Here is a 22384-nt window from a genome sequence, read left to right as displayed (position 1 = left end):
TTTGGCCTTGTGCTGTCTAATGTTGGTTTTTTCAAGTTTTTCTTCTGGAGTCAAGTTGTTTCATCAATCTTGAACTTTTTTGACCCTGACAGGAGAATCTTGTAGTTTATCTTTCTTTAGTTTATTAAATTCAGCTTTAAAGATTTTTTGATTGGGTAAATCTTCTTTAATCAACTTCATAGTATTTTTATGTAAATCTTTGGTTCTTCGAATTTCCTCTTTTTGAGCCAGGGCTAGGTTTTTTGAGTGTTGTTTACGTCTAGCTTTTAACTCTTTTTTATCTACTGAATTGTTTACTTTTGACATATTCTCTCCACCAACTCTTCTAAACTTTCACTGTGCTCTAATTTAAGACCAACTTCTTCAAGTGCTTCTTCCACCTGAGCCACAAAAGGAATATCTAAGTGAATTGATCTTAAAAAATTCTTATCTGATAAAATTTCACTTGGAGTTCCAAATTTAACAAGTTGTCCTGCATTCATCACCATAACTTTATCAGCATTTAAAATTTCATCCATATCATGAGTGATTGAAAAAATTGTTTTTTCACGAGTATTTTTTAATTCAACCATAATGTTTTTAACTTCAGTTTTACCTTTTGGATCCAACATACTTGTGGCTTCATCAAAAATCATAATATCTGGAGATAAAGCTAAAGCAGAGGCAATAGCAACACGTTGCTTTTGCCCACCACTTAGCATTAATGGTTCATGGTCTAAGAACTCATGCATATTTACTTTTTTTGCTGCTTTTTGAATGATCTCTTCCATGTCAGCAGGTTCAACTCTACGGTTTTCTAAACCAAAAGCTATATCATCTTTAACTGTTGAACCAATAAATTGGTTATCTGGGTTTTGAAAAACTATTCCCATAAATTTACGAATAACACTTAAATTACTTGAAGTTACTCGGTTTCCATAAACTGCTATGGCTCCTGAGGTTGGTTTTAAAACCCCAATAATGATTTTTGATAAGGTAGATTTACCACTACCATTGTGACCAATAATTGCTACATACTCACCATGTTTTACTTCCACACTTACTCCATCAACTGCAAAGGGGAAGTCATCTTTATATCTAAATTTAATATCCTCAAGTTTTAGGGCTACTTTGTTAATTTTTGAAAGTTCAGCACTATTTCCTTTGTCTCTTAGTGAAAACCTAGCATCTTTTAACAACTGTTTTGCAGTTTGTAACTCAGTTAACAATTCAGTCAAATCTGAATTGTTGGCTTTTGCTTTACTAATTTTAGTTTTAACTAAATTAATGTTGTCCACAAACTTTTTAGTATGGGCATTAGCTTTATATTTTGCTTTATTTTCTCTATATTCAGTTTCATAACGTTGAACAAATTCAAGCTCTACTTCTTTTTTAGAGTATTTTGCCTTTGCAACCACTAATTTTTGTCCAGATCTATTTAATTTATCTCTGTACTCATTAATTAGTAATTTAAATTCATTCAAATCGCTAGCTGTTAGAAATTTTGCCATTATTAACTCCCTCTCATACTCTAAAATTATATCAAATTCACAGTCATTTTATTAATTTTAATTATATTTTTTATAAATAGCAACAGTATTTTTACAATAATTTATAATAAAAACCCTAAAAATAGGGTTTAAAGCAGACTTTTCTTGACCATTAGGTCGCAAAATTCTACAACTTTTTGGCATTCATTTAAAGTTTTTAACCTAGCTCCTGCTGCAGTTTGGTGTCCTCCACCATTAAATTGAACTGCCATTTCACGAACAGAGATTGAATTTGATCTAAATTCTACTCTAATGTGATCAGAAGTTTCAACAAAAAATAGTCACATTTTAGCTGCTTTTAATTCACCAAGAATATTGACTCATAAAGCAACTTGGTGAGGGTTATCTATCTGAAATTTTTGTAAAATTGCTTGTGTAATAACAATGTAGGCCACTTGATTTTCAGTAATTTTAAAATTTGAAAGAATATATCCCTTTAAATACATTAACTTTGCATCAATTTGATAAATATTTTCATATGCCTTTTTGAAATCTGCACCATTTTTTAACAAAATCGCAGCCATTTCAAAAGTTCTGGCACTAACACTGCGATACATAAACCTGCCTGTGTCTGTTACAAGTCCATGAAATAAGCAAAATGCTGTTAGTCTTGAAAAAATTAACTTAGATTCAGCAAAAAGCTTTGTTAATAATTCACAGGTTGCTGGATAGGTGGGGTCAACAATCTCAAAATCTCCATAATGTTCTTCATTTATATGATGGTCTATTTTAAAAACCATGCTAGCTGATTTTAAAAAATCCTGATTTTCAACATCAATTCTAGCTTTGGTGGCTGTATCTGTTATGATGACTAGTGCCCCTTTAAAATCTCTGGCACTTAGTCTGTCACTTTTCCCAATTGTCTCATATTCAAGTGGCAGTTTGCCCCCAATTAAGACTTTTTTATCTGTAAAATTATCTTGAATAAAACTTGCTAAACCCATTTGTGAACCAATAGCATCATAATCTGGGAAAATGTGTCGCAATAAAATAATTGTGTCATGGTATTTGATTTGCTCTAATAATTCTTTAAACATTTGCAATCTCCTTACAAGCTTAAATTACTTTTCATATACTTTAAGATTCTTGTTGAATTTTTCTTAGTCTTTTTAAATTCATTTTTTAAACTTTTTACCTCAGTCTTATCACTAGTTTCACTTAATTTTTTATGTAAATTTTGTTGTAGGCTCTGTAATTCTTGTTGATATTTTTGTTTCAATGATGACAAATAGTCTTTTCTTTGAATTTTATATTTTAAAATCTTGTTTTTTTCTCAGGTTTTAAGCTCAGCATAAGTCATTAAATCTAATTTAAAGTAAGCGCAATACCCTCTAACATAAGCTGTTTTGTAACTTAATCTTTCAGTTTTTTGTAGTTTTTTTACTAAAATAAACAACTGTTGATTTGTATAAGCATAAAGTGCTCTTGATTCATCATAGTTTAATTTAACTGGATAGGCAATAATTTCTGCATTAGCTTTATAAACTATTCAATTTTTATTCTTAATGAATAAAATTAAGTTATCCATAAATTTAGGATTAACTCCTAAGTTAATTTTGTTTCTAATTGTTGTTGAAACTGTTTCAACAAATAAAGTAAATATCATAATTCCAAATAATAGTGCACCAAACTCAGCAAAATAATGATCTCCAAAATAAGTGTTTAACAAGTACCCCATCGTCCCAGCCCCAACAATTCCTAGTGAAACCACCTCTTTGAAGTTGATATCAAATCGATAAATTACATAAGAAACTAAACCACTTGTTGTTTGAGGCATAATTCCATATCTAAAACGCTCTCAAGCATTTAATCCTGTTGCCTGTAATTGTGTCACTATTTTAAAGTTAACATCTTCAAATAGTTCTCGATTATATTTTGTTAACATTCCAGTTGTTCCCATTGCTAAAGCAATTGCTCCATTAAATGGTCCTAGACCAACAAGTGAGACAAAAATTATAGCATAAATGTAAGTGGGAATTGCTCTAAACATTGATGTTATGGTTACAAATATTTTCGCAACATAGACATTAACTATTGTTTCAGAACTTAATAAACCAAGAATGAATGCTAGAATTGCTCCAAGGAATGTTCCCACAATTGCAATTGACAGTGTTTCAAATAATAAGTAGACAACTGAATAAGGGGCAATATCAGTTTTTGAAAATATTGAAGCTCAACTAATTTTAAAAATACTTGCCAAGTTTTTATTGGTTGAGGCAATAACATCTTCGGTTTCTAAGTTGTAATCTATTAAAGATACTGAGTAAACAAATAATGCAAAGATTAAACTATAAAAAATGGCTCTCTTGATTCATTTTAGTGGCGCCTTCTTATAGACTTTTTCAACGGTTAGACTTTGTAAAAACTTTTCATGTTGACTTTGCATTTCTTGTTTTGTTGCCAAATACATTCTGCTTTTCATTTCTTCAACTTCTACATTAAAATTAGTTAAATAAATTTTGTCGAGACGAACATCTTGACTAATTGTTTGGTTGTAAACAAATCATTTTTTATAGTCTAGTTCTTGTTTTTTAATAGCTAAAAAACTATCTTTATCTAATTTTAATTTTTGCTTATGTTCTTGTTTAAAACTTTTCACAGCTTCTCTTTGTTTGCTTCATAACTTAAATTTTTCTCTTAAACTTTTTTTCTTAAAGTTAAAATTTACTTTGATGGTATTACTAATATAAAAATTTAAATTATTTTTTGCAAGTTGACGTTTAACTTTATTTAAAATTTCATCTTGCTCACTTTTATCTAAAATAAAATCTCTATCTTTAAGAATAAATTTCTTGATTACATAGATTAGTAATTCTAAAATTAATACTACTAAAATAAGTAAAAATAATAAGAAGCCTGCCTTATCTCAATTTTGTAAATTAATATTGTTTTGAATTAACTCACCCAAACCTACAGAAGACATTCCTCCCACAATTGCAATGTAACGAACATTAGTTTCAAGTGAGTAAAATGTGATTGAAAGAATATTGTGAGAAATTTGTGGTACCACTGCAGTTCTAAATGCCCTTGGTTTTGAAGCCCCTGTGGCTTGAATTGCTGCATAAATTTTAAAATTAACATGTTCAATTCTTTCTAAAAATAATTTACCAGTAATTGCAAAAGTAAATATTGCCACGGCTATTGTTACTGACAAAGTTGTTTGACCAAAGTAACCAATCAAAATCAAAGCAAAAGTAAATGCCGGTAGTGTTCTTAAAACTGCTAGTAAAGTTTTAAAAATATTGTTAACAGTACGATTGTGAATAATATTATTTGAGCTTAACATTGCTACAGGAATTGCCATTGCAACTCCAAGAATAGTTCCAGCAAATGACATAATAATTGTAGTCTTCAATGAAGTGAAGGCTTTTGCAAAGAAAGTATCACCAAATGAATTCGGAGTTGCATAATTTTTGAAGTTTCATGACAACATTTTTTTTATAGTTTCACCAAGTTGGTTGAAGCTACTAAAGAACTCAACTCAATTAGCATTAATAAAAATAAAACCAAAAATTGCCATAGTAACTGCCACAGTAATTAAAGTTCAAGCAAAAATTTTTGATGGAGGTTTAGTATAATGGTCATTAACTTTAAAAACATCTCTTGATGTTAGTTTATTTCATTTTCTTTTTAACATAATTTAATTTTTCGAATACTCTTTTCCATAAATTTGTTCAAGTCTAGTTGTAGATAATTCAGCTGGGTCTCCAGCAAATAAAATTTTCCCATCTTTTAAACCTATTATTCTAGTTGCATATTTTAATGCTAAATCAATATGATGAATATTAATAATAATTGTTATTTTGTCTTCACTATTAATTCTTTGAAAATCTTGCATCACTTGGTTTGCAAGAACAGGGTCAAGAGCTGAAACTGGTTCATCAGCAATAATTAAACTCGGTTCTTGTGCTAAAGTTCTTGCAAGAGCAATTCTTTGCTGCTGACCTCCGCTTAAATTTTCAGCTCTCACATATGCATAATCGAGTAAATTTAACTTTTCTAAATTTTGCAGAGCAATAAATTTATCTTGTTTATTAAAATACCCAATTAATGCACGTAAGAATCCCATTTTTGAAACCCGTGAATTTAAAACATTTTTTAAAACAACTTGCTTTTCAATGTTGTTATATTCTTGTGACATTAATCCAATATGTTTTCTTAAATTTTTTAATTCTTTACCTTTAATTTTGTTTACATCAAATTGTTCATTATCAAAATTTATTTGAATTGCTCCTGAACTAATTGGTACAAATTTATTAATAGTTTTTAATAAAGTGGTTTTTCCAGCACCAGATAAACCTACAATAGCTACAAATTCACCTGTTTTAATTTCCAGATTAATGTTTTCTAATGCATATTTACCGTTTGGTCAAACCTTATTAACATTTTCAAATTTAATCATATTCACTCCTATAAAAAAATATGTAATTGTAATCACATATTTTTTAAATATCTTTTTATGCAGCTATTTCTGCTACCAAATCTTTTATTTCTTTAATAGTACTTAAGTTTGAAGTCACTATTTTATCTCTGGTTGATTCAAAAGCAGTGTTTGTTTCACCATCTTTTGGTCCCACATATCCAGTATGACTATAAATACCAAAGATTTCAGCATTGGTTGGATCTTTAATTAATGAAATTAATGATGTTCTTAAGTTTGTTGCTAAGGTTTCATCAACAGTTTTTCTTGAAAACATGATTCCATCATTTGGTATTCCAATTGATGCTCCAATAGTAATTGAATTTTTAAAAGCACTAACTAGTGTTGAAGGTTCTTTTAGTTCATTTCTAATATCTCCAAAACCAACTGCTAACTCAAATTTACCATTCGCTAACCCTTGAGCAGCATCACTGTAATTTTTTTGTAGTTCTTTAGTTTCATAGACTTTTTTAATTTCTTCATTTGAATAACCTAAGTCATGTTTCAATCAATGTAGTGGATACAAGACTGAGGCACTTGAGGTTGGACTTTCACCAAGACCGAATGCCTTATCTTTTACTGCTTTATCAACTAATGATTTTAATTGTTCAGTAGTGAAGGCTATTCCTGAAGCCGGTACATTTTCACCAAGTGTTTTACTTACAAAATCTTTATTTGCATAAATGTATGATCTGTAATAGCTTACATCGCTACCTTTACTGTCAAATAAAACTTTTTTAATATTTTCAGGGTTCAATTCTAGTTTTTTTGAATTAGCTTCACCTGAAATATTTATTTGTTTATTCAATATGTCATTGTAGTTTGCTGATAGTTTATCTAAATCTGTTGTGCTAATTGTTGATGATGCTGCTTTTGCATCATCAAATTTATCATCAGTTTGAAAACTTGGGAAAGCACTTTCAGCAGTCAATGCTTTTCTTGATGCTACCAACAATATTCCAGCATCTGAATATGTTCCATCATCTTTTACATCTCCACGATAGCTTTCATAAGTATTTACTGGAAGAAAGGCAAGATCGGTTTTACCCTTTTTCATTGCATTACCAGCAGCTTCATAATTAGTTGCAGTTGTTATTTTAACTTTTCTTGAAAAATTTTTGTCATGTTTTTTCATTTCAGCTTCTAACTTTGATTCAAGTTTTGAAACAGTTGCAGTAACTTCAGTTGCTTTTTGTGAAGGAACAAAAGCAATTCTTAGTTCAGGTGTACCACCACAAGCAACCACACTAGCAGCAGGTGCTGACAAAACAGATGCGCTCGCAAAAATTAATAGTAGTTTTTTCATTTTTCTCCTTATGCTGAAAATAAAATTTATTATTCTCATTCATATTGTTTTCAAACAATTAAAGGACTAAACAATTATTGTCTAGCAATAATTGTTTGAAGCGTAATTAATAGAGCAGCTTCTTCAGAAATTCTAATAGTTAGATAGTAGTTAGATAGGTCTAACGTAGAGACACCCACCCTTTATGTGGGCTTATAAGCTAACTATTAATTACAACTTCATTATATATAATTCAATTACATATTATTCTATAATTTTTAATTAATAAAATTTTTTATTCTTTATGAAAATTTCCAAGAAAAAATTTTTCGGTGCTTGCTCAATTATTTTATTTTAATTTAGATAAAATAAAAAACAACCAGCTTGGTTGTTTAATTTTGAATTTACTTTAGATTTTATTTTTGCAGTCCCGAGTTTCACTATACTCTTTTAAATTTTCAAAACTTGTTTCCACCATATTTTTAACAGCTTCATCTGTAAAGCTACCAATATGAGGTGTAAAAATTACTCTTGGTTTTAGTTGGTATAATTTTTCATAAACATCAACTGGTAATTTACCTGAATGTTTTTTAAAGAAGACTTGTCCTTCATTGGTTAATGTATCAAGTGCTGCTTGTTTTACTTTTCCACTAACTAAGGCATCATATAAATCTTCATTATTAATTAACTCACCTCTAGCAGCATTAACAATAATTAAACCATCTTTTGCCAGGGCTAATGACTTTTTAGAAATTAAATTATCATTTTGACCTTTAATGTAAGGACAGTGTAAAGAAATTAGATCACTTTCTTTCATTATGTCTTCAAATGATTTATACTCAATAATTCCTGTAGCATCTGTCCTTGGATATAAATCATATCCTAAAACTCTAGCACCCATTCCTTTTCAAGCCTTGGCACATTCAAAACCAATTCTTCCAGTTCCAATAATTCCAATTGTACTATTGCGAGCTTCATAGGCAAACATACCTGCATCTACTGTAAAATCTTTTTCTTCCATTTTCTTTGCCATATGAATAATGTTTCTTAACATTGCTAACCCTAATGAGAAAGCAAGTTCACTAACTGCATTTGGTGAATAAAATGGTACATAGGCTAATTTAAAGCCAATTTTTTTGGCAGCTTCCACATCAATGTGGTTAACTCCAACTGTTCTTGTAAACATATATTTAATATTATATGATCACATTTTTTCTAAATTTTGTTGGTCTGCAACACAGTTGGCACGCAACAATACTGCATCATGACCTTTGGTTATTTCAACATTTTCATGAGTTAACAACTCAGGAACCAAAGTCATTTCAAAACCAAATTTTTTATTAACATCTTCAAAGATTGGTTTTTCTACATCTCTAACCCCAAAACAAATAACTTTCATATTTATGCCTCTTTTCTAATTACCCAAACATTGGTAATGCACCAACTGCAGTTACCATAATTACTCAAATAGGTAAAGTGATGATTGATAATAAGGTTGAAAGTGTAGTTAAGTTTGAAGCTGCATTGGCACCTTTCTCATAAGAAATTGCATAAGCCACAACAACATTTGCTGGTGGGGCTGCTGTCATAATTACCATTACAGCCAGTGAAACTTTTGAAAATGTAAATCAATCAGTAGCTGAACCAATTCCAGCAACTCCAACAATCATTAATAAAATAATTAATGGTGCTACAATTACTTTAACTGAAGCAGCATATCAAAGTTTCCCATCTTTTAATGCTTCTTTTAAATTACCTTTAGCCATTGTCATACCAATTGCCAATCATGCTAATGGTGTACAAATTCCAGCTAAAGTTGATAAAATTGTTTTTGCTGGAGGGAATAAAATATCAATTCTTAAAAATGAATACTTATCAATTTTATCAACCTTTTCAAAAACACTTGTTCCAGCAATTTGTTTATACTCTACACCTTTTACAGTTAACAAATCAATTCCAGGAATTAATTGCGTTACTCAAATAAACAATCCTATAAATGTACAAATTAAAATTGGATTTAAGAAAATGTTTTTTAAAGCATTTTTTTTGATTTTTCTACTTTCTGCAATTTCAACCTCAGTCATTTCTGATTTTAGTTTTTTGGTGCTAACTTTTCCATCAACAGTTGCAGCCATTGGTTTTTTGCTCATTATCATAAATGCTAATGAATACAAGAAAACTCTATATGGAACATTAAAAATGTTAGCAGGCATTGCTGCTGCCCCTCCATAAATTGCTGTTACAATTGGAGTTCCAAAGAAAGTTGTTGATGCAAGAGCAATACACATTGCAAATGTATCTTGCAAATCTTTTTCATATTTAAAGAAAAAGTATTTTGAAACAAACATCATGATTGCATAAAATGCAAATCCTGTTAACAATACTGTTAATTGTTCAATAATATCTTTAACAGTGGCATTTGCTAAAAATCCATTCAGTGCTAATGCTGGTAGACCAACAACCATGACAACTCTAACAAGGATTTTTTCTCACTCTTTTTTGAAAATACCCCTAGCTGCTAAAAAGAACCCTAAACCAATTACTGAGACTGTGGCAATAATTGCAGATCACATTCCCCAACCACCTAAGGTATCTTTTAAGGCATCAGCTATAGCTTGTCCTACGTTACTATATAACATATATTTCTTACCTTTCTCGTGCTAATAAACACAAAAATATTATATCTTAATCAGCACGAAAATGCTATATATAGGTGGTTATATGCTGCTGACAAGTTTAGAGACAACAGTAAACCAAGCATAAAAAAACTTATTAGTTTCCTAATAAGTTTTGGCTTTAAACTAGCTCAATGATACACATTGGAGCATTATCTCCACGACGATTATCAAGTTTTAAGATTCTTGTATAACCACCATTTCTTGTTTTAAATCTTTTTCCAAGATCTGAAAACAATTTTTGTAATGCTGTTTCCTTTTCGCTTGCATTAATGTGACGTAATCATGCTGCTGCTTGGCGGCGGGCATGTAGGTCTCCACGTTTTGCTAGTGTAATCATATTATCAAAGTGCTTTCTTAACTCTTTTGCTCTTGTTTCAGTAATTTCTAATTTTTCTGAAATAATTAGTTCAGTAGTTAAGTTTCTCATTAAAGCGACTCTTCAAGCTGTGTTTTTTCCTTGTTTTTGAATATATGACATAGTACTACACCTCTCTAGTCTTGTTTAAAAGTAAGTCCCAATTGAACTACTTTATCTTTGATTTCTTTTAATGATTTTCTACCCAAGTTTCTAATTTCTTGGATATCATCTTCACTACGTGATACTAAATCTCGTAGAGTATTGATGTTTGCTCTTTTCAAACAGTTTAAACTTCTTTGTGTGAAGTCTAAATCTTCAATTGATCTGTCTAATTCTTTTTCATCTTCTTCACTTGTAACTCCAATTACTCCAAGATCATTGATTTCTTCATTTAAGTTAACAAAGAATTGTAAATGTTCTACTAGAATTTTTGAAGCAGTAGCAATTGCATCACTTGGTGCAATTGTCCCATCTGTTTCAATTTTAATTGTTAGTTTTTCAAGATCGACTGACTTACCAATTTTAGTGGCTTCAACTTCATAAGCTACTTGTACTATTGGTGAATAATTTGAATCAATTGTAATTGAATCAGCTGTTAGTTTTTCTTTTTTGTTGTCTTTAAAAGATCTATAACCTCTAGAATTTTTTGCAAATAAAGTTAATTCTAAATTTCCACCATCTGCTAAATTACAAATAACTAGATCTTTATTAACAACTTCTACTCCTGCAGGTAATTCAATTTCTCCAGCAGTTACAGGACCAACAGTTGATGAATTTAGTGCTAATTCAACAACTTCTTCATCATCGAACATATTGTGATCAATTCTTAGCGCTAATTTTTTAATATTTAAAATAATTCTGCTAACATTTTCAATAATTCCATCGATTGAAGTAAATTCATGTGCTGCTCCAGTGATTTTTATTGCATAAACTGCTGCACCTGGTGTTGAACTTAATAAAGTTCTTCTAATTGCATTACCAAGTGTAGTACCGAACCCTCTTTCTAAAGGTTCAACTTTAAATTCCCCATAATTTTTTTCTTTTTCTTCTTTTAATAATGTAAATTCAGGTCTTGCGAATTGTCTCATTAAAAAGTCCTAACCTCTTGGGCGTTTTGGGGGTCTAACACCATTATGAGGAATTGGTGTGGTATCTTTGATTGAAGTAATTTCTAGGCCTACTCCTTGTAAGCTTCTTACAGCGGCATCTCTACCTGGACCTGGACCTTTAACTTCGACAGAGATAGTTCTTACTCCATTGTCCATTGCACCTTTACCTGCTGCTTCTGCAATCATTTGAGCAGCATATGGTGTTGATTTTTTGCTTCCTTTAAATCCTAGTGCTCCTGCACTTGATCAAGATAATACATTTCCTTGTTCATCTGAAATTGTTACAATTGTGTTATTGAAAGTTGAGTGGATGTGAGCTACACCTTTAGCAATATTCTTTTTAACTTTTTTACGGTTATTTTGTTGTTTTGGTTTTGCCATTTTGTCTTACTCCCTACCTATTTTTTCTTGTTAGCCACAGTTTTTCTGGGACCTTTTCTTGTACGTGCATTTTGCTTTGTAGATTGTCCACGAACAGGTAATCCTTTTCTGTGTCTCATTCCTTTGTAACTTCCAATTTCCATTAAACGTTTCACATTTAATGATGTCTCTCTTCTTAGATCTCCTTCAGTTTTGAATTTTGAAATCTCAGTTGATATTGCTTTGGTTTGATCTTCTGAAAGATCTTTTACTCTAATTTCTTCGCTTACTTTTGCAGCCTCTAGGATTTTTTGTGATGTTGATAAACCAATACCATATATATAAGTTAAAGCGATAACCACTCTTTTATCATTAGGTATCTCTACTCCATTAATACGAGCCATTGTTCATTTCCTTTCTAAATAATAATAAAAATTAATTTAAAATTATTCTCTAATTAACCTTGACGTTGTTTATGTTTTGGTTGTTCACAAATAATCATGACACGGCTTTTACGTCTAATTACACGACATTTGTCGCATATTTTTTTGACAGATGATCTTACTTTCATCTTTATAACCTCCTGATTTTTGTTGTTTTGTTTGCTATTGTTTAAATAATTAATTACTTAACTCCACCTTTGTGACGATAAGTGATTCTTCCACGCATAGGATCATATGGTGAAATTGCCACAGTAACTTTATCACCTGGTAAAATGCGGATGTAATTCATGCGAATTTTACCAGACACGTGGGCATCTATTACTATTTCATTTTCTAGTTTCACCTTGAATGTAGCATTTGGCAACACTTCAAGTACAGTACCATCAACTTCTAAATAATCTTCTTTTGCCATTATTTATCCTCCATTGGTTTATGTATTGTTAAAATTTCTGGCTCATTATCTGTCACCAGAATTGTGTGTTCAAAGTGTGCTGTCATACTATCATCGGCTGCAGACACTGTTCAGTTGTCTGCTCCAACCACGGTTTGATCGGTTCCAATTTGAACCATTGGTTCAATGCAGATTGTCATATTTTTTGTCAATCTCATTCCAGTATCTTTTTTTCCAGTATTTGGAACAAAAGGATCTTCATGCATTGCTAACCCAATCCCGTGGCCTGAATAATCTTTTGGCAAATGAAAACCATTTGATTCAACATAAGTCTGAACAGTAGAAGTAATGGTCCCGATGCGCACACCGGCTCTTACCTGTTCAATTGCCAAGCATAATGACTTTTCAGTCACCCTTAATAGTTTATCATATTTTTCATCAATAATGTCACCACAAATAACACTGAAAGCCGAATCTGCATGTCAACCTTGAAAACTGCATCCAGCATCAATTTTAACAATGTCTCCTGCTTTAATTACCCTGTTTACAGGGATGCCATGAATTAACTGTTCATTAATTGAAACACAAATATGAGCTGGAAAACCATAATAACCTTTGAAGTTACTTTCACACCCATTTTTGGTTATAAAATCAATAAAATACTTGTCTAAGTCTAAACAATTAACTCCTGGTTGAATCATTTTTTTTAAATCATATAGTGCGGCTCCCAAAACTTTACCTGCATAACGCATTTTATCAAGCTGTTCAGCATTTTTAATAGTGACTGCCATTAAATTGCCAACACCTTAACTAAATCTTGGTAAAGTTCAACTGGTGTTTTGTTGTTTGCATCAATTTTAATAAGTTTATCTTTATAAAAATCAACTAATGGTGCTGTTTGTTCTTGATAAACCATCAAGCGCGTTCTGACCTTATCGGGTGCATCATCAGGTCTAACAATAAGTCGAGAGTGATCATAATCGCAAACTCCCTCAACAAGTGGTGGTCTATTTTTGATATGATAACTTCTTTTACAAGTTTGACAAATCAAACGCCCTGTTAAACGATCCATTAAGATTGCAGCATCAATTTCAAAATAAATTACTTTATCAATTGAACCTTGCAAAGCCTCTAGCATTTCATCAAGAGCAGATGCTTGTTCTGCAGTTCGTGGATACCCATCAAAGATTAAACCATCACTTTTAGTTTTTAAAAATTCTTGCACCATACCATTAGTAATTGTATCTGGAACATAAAGTCCTTGATCCATATACTTTTGTGCTTCAGTTCCTAATGAAGTTTTGTTCATAATATTGCTGCGAAATAAATCCCCAGTTGAAAGTTGAACAAAGCCATTTTTTTCACACAAGAACTCTGATTGAGTTCCTTTGCCACCACCAGGTGCTCCTAATAAAATAATATTCATCTTCTTGCCCTTTCACTATCAAATATGTGAGTTGGTTTTTTCATTTGCATCTGCAAATTTTTCTTGTTTCTTGTCAATAAATGATTGTTGAATCAATCTTCCTTTTAACTGTTGCACAGTTTGAATTGCCACAGAAATAATAATAACTAATCCTGTTCCCCCAATTGCCAATGAACTTGGCAAGTTAGTAACCTTACTAATAATATATGGTAAGACTGCAATTCCTGCTAGGAAAATTGCTCCAATTACACTTAGACGATTGATAGTACCTTGTAAGAATTTTTCAGTATCTTTACCTGGTTTTATTCCTGGAATAAAAGTACCTGATTTCTTAAAGTCTTCTGCAATTTTTTCAGGATTAATTTGGACTTGCGCATACAAGAATGTAAACAGCACTGTTAAGACCCCATAAATCCCTATACCTCACCATGTACTAAATGAGAGGTAGTTTTGGGTAAATTGTGAAAAGGCACTATTTTCCCCAACAATTTGAGCAACTGTCATTGGTGTTGAAATAATGGCAGATGCAAAGATTACTGGAATAACCCCGGCATTATTTAATTTTAATGGTAGATAAGGGGTGTGGTCCTTAGCGTCGACAAGTCCAGATCCAGTTTGCTGGATTGGAACCTTTCTTTCAGCTTCATTCATCAAGACGACTATGAAGATTACAAAGACAAAGGCCACAATATAAATCAAGAATTTTAAGACACCATCAAATAAAATTGTTGGGTCTTCACCTTGTTTAATTCAAAATTTGAATGTATTAACAAAGTTAGTTGGCATACTTGAAACAATTCCTGTGAAAATAATGATTGAAACCCCATTACCAATACCTCTAATAGTAATTTGGTCGGCAACTCATAACATTAAGAATGTTCCTCCCAACATTACTGTTGGGACTAAAATGTAGTAAAACCATGCAGGTCCTGATCCTGCAGCACTGCTTCCTCATTTTGGAGAAATCAACCCACTAGTAGATAGTGTGAAGATTGTCGCAATTGATTGCATTATTGCAAAAGGCACAGTTAAGGCTTTGGTTAATTTATCAAGTTTTCTTCTTCCTCTTTCCCCAGATTTATTTCATCTTGTTAAAACTGGGATAACATCTGTTGATAATAACTGCACAATAATTGATGCAGTAATGTATGGGGAAACCCCAAGAGCAAGTATTGAAAATTGCCCAATTGTCCCTCCCCCAAGGGTTGCTAACAGTTGAAAGAATTCCTGGTTGTCAACACCAGCTTTAAAACTTTCACTTAATTCTATCCCAGGAACAGTCAATAGTGTTCCTGCCCTAATAATAACTAAAACTATTAAAGTAAAAACGATTCGTTTGACAAGGTCTTTGTTTCTAACAAAGAAATTACCCCTAGCGAATTCGTTCTTCTCTTTAGTTTTAGATGTGGCTTTACTTTGTTTCAACTTAGCCATTCTAAATCACCTCTATAGTTCCCCCAACAGCCTTAATTGCCTCTTGGGCAGCGTTTGAAACTTTATTAACTTTGACATTAATCGCTTTTGTTATTTTACCATTTCCTAAGACTTTTACTAGACTTTTTTCAGATTTAATAACTTTTTTTTCAATTAATGTTTTGTGGTTTACATCAGTAAGACCTAATTTTTCAATTTGGTCTAAGTTTAAAATTGTAAACTCTTTTCTGTTTAAACTTGTGAATCCTACTTTTGGTAGTCTTCTAAATAATGGAGTTTGTCCCCCTTCAAATCCAGGTCTAACTCCTCCTCCTGAACGAGAATTTTGTCCTTTATGTCCTCTTGTTGATGTTTTACCTTTACCAGATGCCATTCCACGTCCAACGCGGGTTGCATCTTTCTTACTTCCAGGTGTACTTTTTAATTCATGCAATTTCATTAAATTTTACCTCCCCTTAAGCAGCTTTCACGGCTTCAACTTTCTTTTCAACAATTGTACCTCTTAAACGACCAATTTGTTCAGGTGTTTGCATTTCTTTTAATCCATCTAAAGTAGCTCTAATCATGTTGATTGGTGTATTTGATCCTAATGATTTAGTATAAACATCTGAAATTCCAGCTAATTCAATAACAGCACGAGCAGGTCCCCCAGCAATAACTCCGGTACCTTTTTTAGCTGGTTTGATTAAGACACGTCCAGCTCCGTGATGTCCAATAATGTCATGTGGAACAGTGGTTCCTGCTAATGGAACTTTAACTAGAGATTTACGAGCATCTTTGATTGCTTTTTTAATAGCATCTGGAACTTCATTTGCTTTTCCAGTACCCAAACCAACTCTACCTTTTTTATCGCCAATAACCACAACTGCAGCAAATCTAAAACGACGTCCCCCTTTAGTAACCTTAGTAACACGATTAATTGCTACTACTTTTTCTTCAAAAGGGTTTTCTTCTTTAGGTTTGTTGAATTTTCTTGGTCCATTGTTATCTCTTCTTGGTCTAAATTCTCTCTTAGCATCGGTTTTATCTGTTCTTGGTGCTCTGTTTTCTGCAGGTTTTGCAGCAACATCAGCTATTTTTTTATCTTCTGCCATTTTTTCATTTCTCCTTTATCTAGAATTTCAATCCGTTTTCTTTTGCAGTGTCTGCAAAAGCTTTTACTTTACCATGGAATAAATATCCACCTCTATCAAATACTACTTCAGATATTTTTTTTGCTTTAGCTTTTTGAGCTAAGTCAACTGCCACTGCTTTAGCAGCATCAATGTTACATCCATTTTTTAATCCCATTTTTTGTGATGAAGCAGCAACCAAAGTTACTCCTTTAACATCATCAATTATTTGCGCATAGAAGAATGCATTAGACTTAAATACGTTTAATCTTGGTTTTTCGCTAGTACCAGAAACTTTAGATCTTACTCGGTAATGTCTTCTTTTTCTTGCTTCTGCTTTAGTGTATCTCATATTTAACTCTCCTTAGCAGCAACCTATTTACCAGCTGCTTTACCTTCTTTTCTAATGATTTTCTCATTTTTGTATTTAACCCCTTTACCTTTATACGGCTCAGGTCTTCTGTATCCTCTAATGTCTGCAGCAACTTGTCCCACTAATTGTTTATCAATTCCAGAGATTTTAACCTCAGTTTGTTTTGGAATTTCAATAGTGATACCTTTGGGAATTTCATATTCTACTGGATGTGAGTAACCTAATGAAAGGTTTACTTTGTTTCCTGCTAATGCAGCACGGTACCCAACCCCAACTATTTCAAGTTCTTTTACAAAACCAACACTAACTCCAGTTAGCATTCCTTGTAATAATGAATTGGTTGTACCATGTAATTGTTTTGTGTGTTTAATTTCATTTTTTCTTACAGTAGTTAATTCACTACCTTGAACTTTAATTTCGATTACTGGTGCAAATGACTGAGTCAATTCACCTTTTGGACCTTTAATTGTTACAGTGTTATTTGCATCTATTTTTACTTCAACCCCAGCTGGAATGGTTAAGATTCTGTTTCCAATACGTGACATATATTAACCCTCCAACTATCAAACAAAGGCTAGCACTTCTCCACCAACATTTTGGTGGCGTGCTTCTTTGTCTGTGATAATTCCATTTGAAGTAGAGACGATTGCAATTCCAAGTCCATTCAGTACGTTTGGGATTTCGTTTGCCGGTGAGTAGACTCTCAATCCTGGTTTTGAAATTCTTTTTAAGCCTTTAATTACTCTAATTTTCCCTTTGTATTTTAAGCTGATTGTGATGTCTTTTTTGAAGTCATCAGATATTTGGAAGTCTTCAATGAAGCCTTCCTTTTTTAAGATTGTAGCAATTTCTTGTTTGATTTTGCTTCCTGGAATTAGAACTTTTTTATGAAATCTTTGATTTGCATTTCTAATTCTAGTCAGCATATCTGCTATTACGTCTGTTGTCATATTCTACTTACTTCCTTTCACTATCATGATGCTTTCTTAATACCTGGGATTTCACCTTTGTATGCTAAATTTCTAAAACATACACGGCATAAATTGAATTTTCTTAACACTGAATGAGGTCTTCCACAGTTTCCACAACGTGTGTACTCTCTCACTTTAAACTTCTGAACTTTAGCTTGTTTTACTTTTAATGATTTTTTTGCCATAATTCTTCTCCCTACTTAGCGAATGGCATTCCAATTTTTTGAATTAGTGAGAATGCCTCGTCCTTATTTTTTGCTGTTGTAACAATTGTGATGTCCATACCACGAATTTTTTTAACTTTGTCATAATCGATTTCTGGGAAAATAATTTGTTCTTTAATTCCCAATGTAAAGTTTCCTTGTTGATCAAAACTTGATTTTGGAACTCCTCTAAAGTCACGAACACGAGGTAACGCCACTGAGATAAGTTTGTCCAAAAAGTCATACATCATTTTACCTCTTAAGGTAACTTTTGTACCAATTGGCATTCCCTCACGTAATTTGAAAGCAGCCAATGATTTTTTTGCTTTTGTAATCAGAACTTTTTGTCCTGTAATTAGTGCTAGTTCTTCTGCTGCATCATCAAGTCTTTTTGAATCTTGCACAGCATCACCAACACCTTGGTTAATAACAATTTTACTAATTTTTGGAACTTGCATTACTGATTTGTACTGTTTTTCTTTCATTAATTCTGGGACAATTACGTCTTTGTATTTTTTTTCTAATCTATTTACAACTTTTGCCATAATTTACCCTTCCTTATTTCAATTCAGCTTTAGATTTTTTTGCAAATCTAACTTTTTTTCCATCAGTAATTCTGTAACCAACTCTTGAACCATTTGCTTTATTTTTTGGATCTTGAATTGCAACATTTGAAGCATCAACTGAAACTGGAATTACTCTAATTCCACCTTCTTGATCGGTTTGACTTGGTTTAAAGTGTTTTGTTCCATTTACACCTTCAACTCAAACTCTTTTTTTATCTTTTGATAATTTTGTAACTGGTCCAACAGTACCTTTGTGATTACCTGAGGTAACTTTTACTACATCACCTTTTAAAATTTTTGACTTATACATAAAAGTTTTCCCTCCTATAATACTTCTGGAGCAAGTGATGCGATTTTTGCAAATCCAGCATCCTTAACTTCTCTTGCAATTGGACCAAAGATACGTGTTCCCCTTGGGGTTTTGTCATCTTTAATAATAACAGCGGCATTTTCTGAGAATTTGATGTATGTACCATCTTCTCTTCTTAAACCTCTTACAGTTCTAACAATAACAGCTTTAATAACTTGACCTTTTTTAACTGCCCCACCTGGTGCGGCTGATTTAACAGTAGCTACAACAATGTCCCCAATATTTGTGAATTTTCTAACACTTCCACCTAAGTTTCTAATAACTAAAATTTCTTTAGCTCCTGAGTTATCTGCAATTTTAAGTCTTGATTCTGTTTGGATCATAATCTAAACCTCTCTGCAAAAAAACTATATAACAGCTTTTTCGATAACTTTAACTAATCTGAAATTTTTAGTTTTACTTAGTGGACGAGTTTCCATGATTTCAACTCTGTCACCCATTTGAGCCACTTGTTGTTCATCATGTGCTTTGTATTTTTTAGAATACTTAACACGTTTTCCATAAATTGGGTGGTTTTTGTAAGTTTCAACTAAGACAGTAATAGTTTTATCCATTTTGTCAGATACAACTCTACCAACATAGGTTTTTCTTAAATTTCTTTCCATTATTTCTTAGCTCCTTTAACTTTGGCAAGTTTTTTTTCTTCAAGTTTTTTGTTAGCTTCTTCAATTTGTCTTCTTGCCTCATCAATATTTGAACCATAAGTATATGTTTTAACATCTTTAGGTTTTGATGAAAGCTTTAAGTTAATACCTTCAATATTTTCACCTTTAACAGATGAGATATCAAATTTTTGGGTAGTTACACCTTTTAGTGCAGCTTTACCTTTTCCAGTTGACTTAACTTCTGAAGGTTTATTAATTGTAATTGTTTTTGCATCAGCTTGTGATGCCTTCCCAGTTTTTTCAGCAACTGAACTTCTAATTGGTTTTGGTTCCAATTCAGTATCAACAGTTTTAGTTGATTTTTTTGCTACAGGTTTAGCATCTAAAATAGGTGCCACTTCAACCTCTTCAACAGCTTTTTTTGCTTTTTTAGCTGCTGGTTTTTCAATAACTGGTTTTGCTTCTGTACTTTCAACTACTTTAGTTGTAGTTTTAGTAACTTTTGGTTCTTTGGGTGCAGTTTCAACCTTAGCAGGTTTTGCTTCTTTGGTTACTTCTGCTTTACTTGTAGTTTTCACTGTTTTAGCAGGTTCAACTGCCTTAGCTGTTTTGCTTGCAGGTTTGGCTGCTTTAGCAGGTTTTTCTTTAACTGCTTCAACAACTGTTTCAGTGATTGTTTCAACTACCAACTCAGGTTCAGAAATTGCTTCAATTACTGTTTCAGTGATTGTTTCAACAACTAATTCAGGTTCAGAAACTTCTTCAACAACTGTTTCAGTGATTGTTTCAACAACTTCTGTGATTGTTTCAGGTTCAACAATAGTTTCAGTGATTGTTTCAACAACTTCTGTGATTGTTTCAGGTTCAACAATAGTTTCAGTGATTGTTTCAACTGGCTCAACAATAACTTCTGGTTCAGAAACTGTTTCAATAACTTCTGTAACTACTTCTGGTTCAGAAATTGTTTCAATTACTGCTTCTGTGATTACTTCAGGTTCAGAAACTTCTTCAACTATTATTTCAGTAATAGTTTCAGGTTCAACAATAGGTTCTACTACTGCTTCTTCAACTTTTACTTTTGTTTCAGCTTTTGGTTTTGTTTCAACCTTAGCAGTTGATTTTTTAGCAACTTGTTCAGCTTTTGCCTTTGGTTCTGCTTTAACAGTTGGTTTTGCTTCAGCTTTGCTTGTTGCTGGCTTTGTTACCTCAACTGTTTCTTCAAAATCTGCAGTTGCAGCATTCATTGCAGCCATGACTGCATCATCACTCATTGAAGTATCTGCTCCAAATTGTTCTGCTTGCATTTTTTCAATCATAGCTCTTTGTTTTTTTCTAACTTCTTTACCAGCAACTTCGGCTTTTTCAACAGCTTCAGCATAGTTTGCTTTAACAACCTTGTTGATTTGTTCTCCAGCTCTACTTTTTTCTGATAATAAAGTTTGGATACGTGCAATATCTTTTTTCAGTGATTGAATTCTGTCTGTTTTTTCAACACTACCTACAACAACCTGGAATTTTAATGCAAATAACTCAGCTCTGTATTCTTCATTTAATTTCAATAATTCTTCAACATTTTTTGATCTTAATTGAATTAATGTATCAACTCTTTTAGACATTACTCATCACCTCTTTTCACTATTTTGCAACGTACTGGTAATTTATGCATTGCTAAACGCAATGCTTCACGAGCAACTTCTTCTGAAACACCAGCAACTTCAAACATAAATTGCCCAGTTTTCACAACTGCCACTCATTCTTCAGGTGATCCTTTTCCAGATCCCATACGTACTTCTAATGGTTTTTTAGTTTTTGCCATTTGTGGGAATATTCTAATTCAAACTTTTCCAAAACGTTTCATATAACGAGTCATTGCAATACGAGCAGCTTCAATTTGACGAGCTGTAATTCAAGCACCATCTAAAGACATTAAACCAAATTCACCAAATGCGATGAACTTGCCACCTTTAGCTTTACCTTCATAACTAACACGATGAGGTCTACGGTATTTAACTCTCTTAGGCATTAACATAATTATTTAGCCCCCTTTGTAGATCTTTCAAATTTTCTCTCTGCAATTACATTATTTTGGTTTTGTCCTGGTTTTCCTAAAATTTCCCCATGATTGATTCAAACTTTAACACCAATTTGTCCATATGTTGTTCTTGCTTCATATAAAGCATAATCAATATCACTTCTCAGTGTTGACAATGGCACAGAACCTTCTAAGTAACCTTCAGTACGAGCCATTTCAACTCCACCAAGTCTACCTGAAACAGAAGTTTTGATTCCCATTGCTCCAGCTTTTAAAGCTTTTCTAATTGCTAATTTTTGCACAGTTCTAAATGATGCACGATTTGAAATTTGTTCTCCAATGAATTGTGCTACTAAACGAGCATCAACATCTGGGTTTTTAATTTCAATCACATTTACTTTTACTTGTGCTTTTTTATCTTTAATTGTTTTTTTAACAGTTAAGACAATTTTTTCAACGTTTTTACCTTCTTGTCCAAGAACTATAGCTGGTCTTGCAGTACGGATGAATAGGATGATTTCTTTTTTAGTTCTTTCGATTTCAATTTTAGAAACTGCTGCATTTTTTAGTAATTCTAAAACAGCTTTTCTAATTTTGATATCTTGGTGTAATCATTTTACATATTCACCTTTTTCAGCATATCATCTGTCATCTCAAGTTCTAATAATGCCAATTCTTAAGGCATTTGGAGATACTTTTTGTCCCATATTCTATAATTC

The 22384-nt window shown here is 32.1% G+C and carries 28 protein-coding genes and 1 pseudogene; all 29 read right to left on the bottom strand.

Features of this window, described 5'->3' with window-relative positions; all coding sequences use genetic code 4:
• Positions 1-293 precede the first annotated feature (293 nt).
• Positions 294-1490, bottom strand: coding sequence for an energy-coupling factor transporter ATPase (locus SCLAR_RS01120; RefSeq protein ID WP_100254118.1), 1197 nt, complete (start codon positions 1488-1490; stop codon positions 294-296).
• A 128-nt stretch (positions 1491-1618) separates the two neighbouring features.
• On the bottom strand, positions 1619-2566 hold the full coding sequence (locus tag SCLAR_RS01115; protein WP_100254117.1) for a DHH family phosphoesterase: 948 nt from the start codon (positions 2564-2566) through the stop codon (positions 1619-1621).
• Positions 2567-2577: 11 nt separating this feature from the next.
• Positions 2578-5166 carry a PhnE/PtxC family ABC transporter permease gene (locus tag SCLAR_RS01110; RefSeq protein WP_100254116.1) on the bottom strand — a complete coding sequence of 863 codons (2589 nt, stop codon included), beginning with the start codon at positions 5164-5166 and terminating at the stop codon, positions 2578-2580.
• A gap of 3 nt (positions 5167-5169) precedes the next feature.
• On the bottom strand, positions 5170-5931 hold the full coding sequence (gene phnC, locus SCLAR_RS01105; RefSeq protein WP_100254115.1) for a phosphonate ABC transporter ATP-binding protein: 762 nt from the start codon (positions 5929-5931) through the stop codon (positions 5170-5172).
• Between the two features lie 55 nt (positions 5932-5986).
• Positions 5987-7255 (bottom strand): PhnD/SsuA/transferrin family substrate-binding protein, encoded by a 1269-nt coding sequence (locus SCLAR_RS01100; RefSeq protein WP_169921830.1) that lies wholly within the window; start codon positions 7253-7255, stop codon positions 5987-5989.
• 388 nt (positions 7256-7643) lie between these two features.
• Positions 7644-8633 carry an NAD(P)-dependent oxidoreductase gene (locus tag SCLAR_RS01095; protein WP_100254113.1) on the bottom strand — a complete coding sequence of 330 codons (990 nt, stop codon included), beginning with the start codon at positions 8631-8633 and terminating at the stop codon, positions 7644-7646.
• Between the two features lie 19 nt (positions 8634-8652).
• Complete coding sequence (locus SCLAR_RS01090; RefSeq protein WP_100254112.1) at positions 8653-9873, bottom strand: AEC family transporter; 1221 nt, start codon at positions 9871-9873, stop codon at positions 8653-8655.
• Positions 9874-10030: 157 nt separating this feature from the next.
• Complete coding sequence (rplQ, locus tag SCLAR_RS01085; protein WP_100254111.1) at positions 10031-10390, bottom strand: 50S ribosomal protein L17; 360 nt, start codon at positions 10388-10390, stop codon at positions 10031-10033.
• Positions 10391-10404: 14 nt separating this feature from the next.
• Positions 10405-11358, bottom strand: coding sequence for a DNA-directed RNA polymerase subunit alpha (locus SCLAR_RS01080; protein WP_100254110.1), 954 nt, complete (start codon positions 11356-11358; stop codon positions 10405-10407).
• 9 nt (positions 11359-11367) lie between these two features.
• Positions 11368-11760 (bottom strand): 30S ribosomal protein S11, encoded by a 393-nt coding sequence (gene rpsK, locus SCLAR_RS01075; RefSeq protein WP_100254109.1) that lies wholly within the window; start codon positions 11758-11760, stop codon positions 11368-11370.
• A 17-nt stretch (positions 11761-11777) separates the two neighbouring features.
• Complete coding sequence (gene rpsM, locus SCLAR_RS01070; RefSeq protein WP_100254108.1) at positions 11778-12143, bottom strand: 30S ribosomal protein S13; 366 nt, start codon at positions 12141-12143, stop codon at positions 11778-11780.
• A 53-nt stretch (positions 12144-12196) separates the two neighbouring features.
• Positions 12197-12310, bottom strand: a complete 114-nt coding sequence (gene rpmJ, locus SCLAR_RS01065) for a 50S ribosomal protein L36 (RefSeq protein ID WP_100254107.1) — start codon at positions 12308-12310, stop codon at positions 12197-12199.
• Between the two features lie 53 nt (positions 12311-12363).
• A complete protein-coding gene (gene infA, locus SCLAR_RS01060; protein WP_100254106.1) occupies positions 12364-12594 on the bottom strand; it encodes a translation initiation factor IF-1 in 231 nt (76 codons plus the stop codon).
• Positions 12594-13364, bottom strand: coding sequence for a type I methionyl aminopeptidase (map, locus tag SCLAR_RS01055; protein ID WP_100254105.1), 771 nt, complete (start codon positions 13362-13364; stop codon positions 12594-12596). Before map ends, infA begins: the two co-directional genes overlap by 1 nt.
• Positions 13364-13999, bottom strand: a complete 636-nt coding sequence (locus SCLAR_RS01050; RefSeq protein ID WP_100254104.1) for an adenylate kinase — start codon at positions 13997-13999, stop codon at positions 13364-13366. Before SCLAR_RS01050 ends, map begins: the two co-directional genes overlap by 1 nt.
• Positions 14000-14014: 15 nt before the next feature.
• Positions 14015-15433: a preprotein translocase subunit SecY gene (secY, locus tag SCLAR_RS01045; protein ID WP_100254103.1), complete on the bottom strand. Its 1419-nt coding sequence runs from the start codon at positions 15431-15433 to the stop codon at positions 14015-14017.
• 1 nt (position 15434) lies between these two features.
• Complete coding sequence (rplO, locus tag SCLAR_RS01040; protein ID WP_100254102.1) at positions 15435-15872, bottom strand: 50S ribosomal protein L15; 438 nt, start codon at positions 15870-15872, stop codon at positions 15435-15437.
• Between the two features lie 16 nt (positions 15873-15888).
• Complete coding sequence (gene rpsE / locus SCLAR_RS01035) at positions 15889-16527, bottom strand: 30S ribosomal protein S5 (protein ID WP_100254101.1); 639 nt, start codon at positions 16525-16527, stop codon at positions 15889-15891.
• A 19-nt stretch (positions 16528-16546) separates the two neighbouring features.
• Positions 16547-16897, bottom strand: a complete 351-nt coding sequence (rplR, locus tag SCLAR_RS01030) for a 50S ribosomal protein L18 (RefSeq protein WP_100254100.1) — start codon at positions 16895-16897, stop codon at positions 16547-16549.
• Positions 16898-16920: 23 nt separating this feature from the next.
• Positions 16921-17463 carry a 50S ribosomal protein L6 gene (rplF, locus tag SCLAR_RS01025; RefSeq protein WP_100254099.1) on the bottom strand — a complete coding sequence of 181 codons (543 nt, stop codon included), beginning with the start codon at positions 17461-17463 and terminating at the stop codon, positions 16921-16923.
• 15 nt (positions 17464-17478) lie between these two features.
• Positions 17479-17868 carry a 30S ribosomal protein S8 gene (gene rpsH, locus SCLAR_RS01020; RefSeq protein WP_100254098.1) on the bottom strand — a complete coding sequence of 130 codons (390 nt, stop codon included), beginning with the start codon at positions 17866-17868 and terminating at the stop codon, positions 17479-17481.
• A 20-nt stretch (positions 17869-17888) separates the two neighbouring features.
• Positions 17889-18074 (bottom strand): type Z 30S ribosomal protein S14, encoded by a 186-nt coding sequence (locus SCLAR_RS01015; RefSeq protein WP_100254097.1) that lies wholly within the window; start codon positions 18072-18074, stop codon positions 17889-17891.
• An 11-nt stretch (positions 18075-18085) separates the two neighbouring features.
• Positions 18086-18637 (bottom strand): 50S ribosomal protein L5, encoded by a 552-nt coding sequence (rplE, locus tag SCLAR_RS01010; protein ID WP_100254096.1) that lies wholly within the window; start codon positions 18635-18637, stop codon positions 18086-18088.
• Between the two features lie 13 nt (positions 18638-18650).
• On the bottom strand, positions 18651-18968 hold the full coding sequence (gene rplX, locus SCLAR_RS01005; RefSeq protein ID WP_100254095.1) for a 50S ribosomal protein L24: 318 nt from the start codon (positions 18966-18968) through the stop codon (positions 18651-18653).
• Positions 18969-18982: 14 nt separating this feature from the next.
• Positions 18983-19351, bottom strand: coding sequence for a 50S ribosomal protein L14 (gene rplN, locus SCLAR_RS01000; RefSeq protein WP_100254094.1), 369 nt, complete (start codon positions 19349-19351; stop codon positions 18983-18985).
• A gap of 24 nt (positions 19352-19375) precedes the next feature.
• Positions 19376-19636 carry a 30S ribosomal protein S17 gene (gene rpsQ / locus SCLAR_RS00995; RefSeq protein WP_169921873.1) on the bottom strand — a complete coding sequence of 87 codons (261 nt, stop codon included), beginning with the start codon at positions 19634-19636 and terminating at the stop codon, positions 19376-19378.
• Positions 19637-20838: 1202 nt separating this feature from the next.
• A pseudogene (rpmC, locus tag SCLAR_RS07340) lies at positions 20839-21249 on the bottom strand (50S ribosomal protein L29); the annotation flags it as partial.
• Entirely contained in the window at positions 21249-21662 is a 414-nt protein-coding gene (gene rplP / locus SCLAR_RS00985) for a 50S ribosomal protein L16 (protein ID WP_100254091.1), read from the bottom strand. The gene rplP and the pseudogene rpmC, both read right to left, overlap by 1 nt.
• A 2-nt stretch (positions 21663-21664) precedes the next feature.
• On the bottom strand, positions 21665-22372 hold the full coding sequence (gene rpsC, locus SCLAR_RS00980; RefSeq protein WP_100254090.1) for a 30S ribosomal protein S3: 708 nt from the start codon (positions 22370-22372) through the stop codon (positions 21665-21667).
• Positions 22373-22384 lie beyond the last annotated feature (12 nt).

It is taken from the genome of Spiroplasma clarkii (assembly GCF_002795265.1).
Lineage (GTDB): Bacteria > Bacillota_I > Bacilli_A > Mycoplasmatales > Mycoplasmataceae > Spiroplasma_A > Spiroplasma_A clarkii.
Note: the sequence above shows the minus strand (reverse complement) of the source record. Positions and strands in the feature narration are given on the sequence as shown.